Origin of the sequence: Bradyrhizobium sp. (assembly GCF_019244115.1) — a bacterium.
Taxonomy (GTDB): Bacteria; Pseudomonadota; Alphaproteobacteria; order Rhizobiales; family Xanthobacteraceae; genus Bradyrhizobium.
On sequence record NZ_JAFATE010000715.1, the window covers coordinates 1 to 5,952 of the forward strand.

Below are 5,952 nucleotides of genomic sequence, written 5' to 3' on the forward strand. Positions count from 1 at the left end.
CGACCAGCTCTACATCTCGAACTACGCGCTGCTCCAGATCCGCGACCAGCTGCTGCGGCTCGACGGCATCGGCGACATCCAGATCTTTGGCGCGCGCGACTATTCGATGCGGCTGTGGCTCGATCCGGATAAGATTTCGAACCTCGGCATGACCGCAAGCGACGTCATTGCCGCGATCCGGGCCCAGAACCTGCAGATCACCGGTGGCCAGTTCGCCAGTCCGCCAATCTCCGATCGCGCTTTCCAGCCGAATCTGACCTTCACCGGACGGCTGAAAGACATTTCCCAGTTCGAGGACATCGTGGTCAAGGCCGGCGCGGACGGCCGCACCGTGCGGCTGCGCGACGTGGCGCGGATCGAGCTCGGCGCGCTGGATTACTCGACCAACAGCTTCCTGCTGCGTAAGACCGCGGTGGCGATGCTGGTGACCCAGCGCCCCGGATCGAACGCGCTCGCCACCGCCAAGGGCATCTCCAGCACCATGGAGAAGCTGAAGGCGGGCTTCCCCAAGGGGCTCGACTACAATATCGGCTACAATCCGACCGAGTTCATCGCGCAATCGATCAACGAGCTGATCAAGACCATTTATGAAGCGATGATCCTCGTCGTCATCGTGGTCCTGGTGTTTCTGCAGGGCTGGCGTCCGGCAATCATCCCGATCGCGGCGATCCCGGTGTCGCTGGTCGGCACCTTTGCGGCGATGGCGGCGCTCGGCTATGCCATCAACAATCTGACGCTGTTCGGGCTGGTGCTCGCGGTCGGCATCGTGGTCGACGACGCCATCGTCGTCGTCGAGAATGTTGAGCGGCATCTGCGCGCGGGCCTCGGCCGGCGCGAGGCCGCGCTGAAGACGATGGAAGAGGTCGGCAGCGCGCTGGTGTCGATCGCGCTGGTGCTGTGCGCGGTGTTCGTGCCGACCGCGTTTCTCGGCGGCATCTCCGGCCAGTTCTTCCAGCAATTCGCGGTCACCATCGCGGTCGCGACCGCGATCTCCTGCTTCTGTTCGCTGACGTTGTCGCCCGCACTGGCCTCGCAGATCCTCCTCCCGCACGAGGAGAAACGGCCGCCGGCGGCCTGGAACCTGATCGGCCGCGCCTGGGAGGCCTTTGTCGGCGTGTTCAACCGCGGGTTCGACCGGCTGTCGAATTTTTATGCCGATACGGCTTCCTTCGTGATCCGGCATCGCGTCATGATGCTGCTGCTCTACGTCGTGCTGATCGGCAGCGCCGGCTGGCTGCTTGCCACCACGCCGCAGGGCTACATTCCGGCGCAGGATCGCGGCTATGTCATCATCTCGGCGCAGCTGCCGGGCGCCGCCTCGTTGGCGCGCACCACCGAGATCGTCAAGCGGATCCAGGATACCGCACTCGATACGCCGGGCATCATCCGCGTCGCGGCCTTCGCCGGGCTCTCGGGTGCGACGCGCACCCAGGCCTCCAATGCGGCGGCGCTGTTTCCGGTGTTCGAGGAGCCGGAGGTGCGGCTGAAGAAGGGGCTGACGGCCGCCGCCATCACCGCGGACCTGCGCAAGCGGCTCGGGGCGATCGAGGGCGCGTTCATCATCGTGATTCCGCCGCCGCCGATTCCCGGCATCGGCACCGGCGGCGGTTTTACCATGCGTATCCAGGACCGGCAGGGCCGCGGCGCAGAGCTTCTGGCCGCCGCGACCGACGAACTGGTCGGCGCCGCGCGAAAGGCGCCGGGGCTCACGTCCGTGTTCTCGCCATTCACCGCCAATACCCCGCAGGTGTTCGTCGACATCGACCGCGTCAAGGCCCAGAAACTTGGCGTGCCGATCCAGAACGTCACCGACGCGATCGAGACCTATTTCGGCTCGACCTATGTCAACGACTTCAATATCCTCGGCCGCACCTATCACGTGACCGCGCAGGCCGACCTGCCGTTCCGCAAGGAACGCGCGGATCTGGCGCGGCTGCGCACGCGCAATGCCGCGGGCGATATGGTGATGCTCGGCAGCGTGGTGGATTTCCGCGACATCTCGGGGCCGGACCGGGTCGCGCGCTACAACCTTTATCCCGCCGCCGAGCTGCAGGGCGAAGGCTTGCCGGGCACGAGTTCGGCGACCGCGATCGAGACCATGAAGCGGCTCGCCGGAGAGACGCTGCCGAGCGGTTTTTCCTATGACTGGACCGATCTCAGCTATCAGCAGGTCAACGGCGGCAATACCGGCCTCTACGTCTTCCCGATCTGCGTGCTGTTCGTCTATCTGGTGCTGGCCGCGCAATATGGCAGCTGGACCTTGCCATTCGCCGTGATCCTGATCGTGCCGATGTGCCTGCTCGCGGCGACGCTGGGCGTGCGTATCATGGGGCAGGACGTCAACATCCTCACCCAAATCGGCTTCGTGGTGCTGATCGGCCTTGCCGCCAAGAACGCGATCCTGATCGTGGAGTTCGCCCGCGACATCGAGCTCGAAGGCCGCAGGCGGCTGGACGCTGTCATCGAGGCCTGCCGCCTCAGGTTGCGGCCGATCCTGATGACCTCATTCGCCTTCATCCTCGGCGTGCTTCCGCTCGTGATCTCCTCCGGCTCGGGCTCGGAGATGCGGCAGGCGGTCGGGGTTGCCGTGTTCTTCGGCATGCTCGGCGTGACGCTGTTCGGCCTCTTGTTCACACCGATTTTCTACATGGTGGTGCGCAATCTCGCCGACGGCAGGCAAGCCAAGCCTGCCGAGGCCAAAGCCGCGGCCGAATAGAATCCGATCCTGGCGGTCATCCATACTATTGGTTAAAGGGGAATGGATGGGCAGGCGCCGGGTTATCCCATATCATCCGGCACGTTTCAGGACAGGATTGCTGGGAGGCAGATGATGAAATCCGGATTTGTGGCTCTTGTAGCGGCGGCTGGCCTTGGCTTGCTGGCTCAGCCCGCGGCGGCACAGGTCAAGATCGGGATCCTCAACGATCAGTCCGGCGTCTACGCCGATTATGGCGGCAAATATTCGATTGAAGCCGCCAAGATGGCGGTCGAGGATTTTGGCGGCGAGGTGCTCGGCCAGAAGGTCGAACTCGTCACCGCCGACCACCAGAACAAGCCGGATCTCGCGACCGCGATCGCGCGGCGCTGGTATGACGCCGAAGGCGTCGACATGATCACCGAGCTGACCACGTCCTCCGTCGCGCTCGCGGTGCAGGAGCTGTCGAAGGAGAAGAAGAAGATCGACATCGTGGTCGGCGCGGCGACCTCGCGCATCACGGGCGATGCCTGCACGCCCTACAGCTTCCACTGGGCCTACGACACCCGCGCGCTCGCGGTCGGCACCGGCGGCGCACTCGTGGAGGCCGGCGGCGACACCTGGTTCTTCCTGACCGCCGACTACGCCTTCGGCTACGCGCTGGAGAAGGACACTTCCGACATCGTCACCTCCAGAGGCGGCAAGGTGGTCGGTTCGGTGCGCGTGCCGCTCAACTCGTCGGACTTCTCCTCCTTCCTGCTGCAGGCGCAGAGCTCGAAGGCAAAAATCGTCGGTCTCGCCAATGCCGGCCTCGACACCACAAATTCGATCAAGCAGGCCGCCGAGTTCGGCATCGTCAGGGGCGGCCAGAAGCTTGCCGGGCTCTTGATGACGCTGTCGGAGGTGCACGGCCTCGGGCTCGAGGCCGCACAGGGGCTGATCCTCACGGAAGGCTTTTATTGGGACCACGACGACAAGACCCGCGCCTTTTCCGAGCGCTTCATCAAGCGCACCGGTCACATGCCGAGCATGATCCATGCCGGCACCTATTCGGCTGTCCTGAGCTACCTGAAGGCGGTGAAGGCGGCCGGTGCCAAGGACACCGAGGCGGTTGCCGCCAAGCTGAAGGAGCTGCCGGTCGACGATGCCTTCGCGCAAGGCAAGGTGCTCGCCAATGGCCGCATGGTGCACGATCTCTATCTGTTCGAGGTCAAGAAGCCGTCGGAGTCCAAGAAGCCCTGGGATTACTACAAGCAGCTCGCGGTGATCCCCGGCAACAAGGCCTTCTTCTCGGCCAAGGACAGCGGCTGCCCGCTGACCAAATAGCGCGGATTGCAAACACCGTCGTCCGCGCCAAGCGGACGAAATCTAGCAAGTGTCGTCATGGCCGGGCTTGTCCCGGCCATCCACGTCTTTGCCACCTCAAGAAACGCAAGACGTGGATGCCCGCGACAAGCGCGGGGCATGACGCGTGCTATTTGCTGTTCCGTCGATATCAGCCATGCACCAGGCGCCACAGGATCGCGCCCAGCGAGCCCAGCAGCAGCGCGCCCGCAGCGCCGGCCTGAATTCCGAACCCGCGGCTGCGTTTTTGGGCAGCCTCGGCATAGCCGGTCATGTAGAGAAAGCGGCCCGCGATCCACACCAGCCCGAGCACGGCCGCGATCGCGTCGCTGACATAGATCGCGAACAGCCACAGCGACGGCAAAAAGATCGGCAGCCATTCCAGCGTGTTCATCTGCACGCGAAACACCCGCTCGAAGTCGGGATTGCCCGAGATCGCCGGCGCCTTGATGCCGTATTTGGCGCGCGCCCGGGCCACGCCAATGCTGGTGTAAAAATAAAACATGAGCGCCAACAGCGTGACGAGCGCGGTGAAATGATACATCGTGGTTTTTCTCCTCCCGAAGCTGACAGGTCGCCTTAGCTGTCATCGTCCGCCCCCGGGTCGGCGCGAAGCGCCGCCCGAGGGCAGGCTCCAGCGGACGATCCAGTATTCCAGAGACGCCAGTGCAAAGCGGAGAAGCTGCGGCGTACTGGATCGCCCGGTCAAGCCGGGCGATGACCATTTTTTGCTCTAATACCCCGTCATTTCCAGATAGCCAACGCCGCTATGGCTGCCTGCAAACCTGATCGGTCCCTCCCAATAGGGAAAGCTGGTCCGCATATAGCTTTGCGGATTGAGCGGCACGCAATCGATCGACAGCGACAGCGATGCGATGGTCACCTGCCATCCGCCCGGGATCCTGCGGCCGGCGACATCGATACTGGTCTTCGGCGTCATGACGACATCGGTCGACGCCAGCAGCCGTGTCGGGCTTTCAGGAACAATCCAGTTGCCGGACATCGAGTGATTGCCGTCCTTCTGGCGCATCCGGTACAGCATCAGCTTCTGACCGGTGTCGAAGTGCAGGGCGAACCAGTCCCATCCGGTCTGGTCGGAGGCGAGCGGCTGGCTGCTCCATTCCCGGTCCATCCAGGCCTTGCCGGAAACGTCGAGCGGCTGGCCTTCGATGGTGATCCGGCCGCGCGCGGTGAAGAACGGCTGGCTGTAGTAATACGACGCCTGCTCGTGCTCCGATTTGCGGCTGTAGCCGCCATCGCCCTGCAGCACCAGCGGATGATCGGCATCGAGCGTGAGCTCGTAGCTGAAATCCGCGGCCTGCGCCTTCAGCGTGAGCGGGGCGATCTTTTCATCGTCCGTTTCTGCCGTGCCCTTCATCTGCCACGCATCGATCCAGGCCGCGAACGGTTTTGTCACGACGCCGGCCTGACCGATGCCGCCGCGGGCAAAGATTTCGGAAAAGCGATGCGTATCGGCGCGGGTTACCGCGGCGTGGCCCATCCAGACCTGCTGACTGGCCCAGCCCGCCGCTTGCGGGCCGGGCCGCGTCGCCTGGCGGAATAGCGTCCACTGCAGCCCGCAAGGTGCGCCCGCCGCATCGACGAGATTCGCGGTCAGGTACCACCACTCGATGCGAAAATCGGGATGCGGGCCGTGATCGGCGGGAAACGAAAAGCTCCTGCCCGGCGTGACCTTTGCAAAGCCTTCGGCGCTCTGGCTCAATCCGGCAAAGCCTTGCGCAAAGGGCCGGCCATGTGGCAGCGCCAGCAGCGCGAGGCCGCCGGTAAACGCACGGCGCGATAGTTTGGCGCTAACGCTCATTGGCAAAGATCCTCACAAGGCTCGCCGGCTGCATGCGGGCGAGCCGCAGCACCGGCAAGAGGGATGCGAGCAGTGCGGCCGCCATTGCGAC

At 64.2% G+C, this 5,952-nt stretch carries 4 protein-coding genes; 2 read left to right on the top strand and 2 right to left on the bottom strand.

Annotated elements, in window-relative coordinates; genetic code table 11:
* Window positions 1-2,716: efflux RND transporter permease subunit (locus JOZ76_RS30785; RefSeq protein WP_291705163.1), on the top strand; the 2,716-nt coding region annotated here is incomplete at its 5' end.
* 114 nt (window positions 2,717-2,830) lie between these two features.
* On the top strand, window positions 2,831-4,021 hold the full coding sequence (locus JOZ76_RS30790; RefSeq protein ID WP_291705164.1) for an ABC transporter substrate-binding protein: 1,191 nt from the start codon (window positions 2,831-2,833) through the stop codon (window positions 4,019-4,021).
* A 169-nt stretch (window positions 4,022-4,190) separates the two neighbouring features.
* On the opposite strand, the gene JOZ76_RS30795 is transcribed toward JOZ76_RS30790, so the two are convergent.
* Together JOZ76_RS30795 and JOZ76_RS30800 are read right to left on the bottom strand one after the other, a co-directional pair.
* Entirely contained in the window at window positions 4,191-4,583 is a 393-nt protein-coding gene (locus JOZ76_RS30795) for an MAPEG family protein (protein WP_291705165.1), read from the bottom strand.
* A 189-nt stretch (window positions 4,584-4,772) separates the two neighbouring features.
* A complete protein-coding gene (locus JOZ76_RS30800; protein ID WP_291705166.1) occupies window positions 4,773-5,861 on the bottom strand; it encodes a lipocalin-like domain-containing protein in 1,089 nt (362 codons plus the stop codon).
* Between the last annotated feature and the right edge of the window lie 91 nt (window positions 5,862-5,952).

Excerpts from the sequence above, each read along its gene's own strand:
- JOZ76_RS30795 (WP_291705165.1), bottom strand. The coding sequence starts at position 4,583 with ATGTATCATTTCACCGCGCTCGTCACGCTGTTGGCGCTCATGTTTTAT.
- JOZ76_RS30800 (WP_291705166.1), bottom strand. The coding sequence starts at position 5,861 with ATGAGCGTTAGCGCCAAACTATCGCGCCGTGCGTTTACCGGCGGCCTC.
- JOZ76_RS30790 (WP_291705164.1), top strand. The coding sequence starts at position 2,831 with ATGAAATCCGGATTTGTGGCTCTTGTAGCGGCGGCTGGCCTTGGCTTG.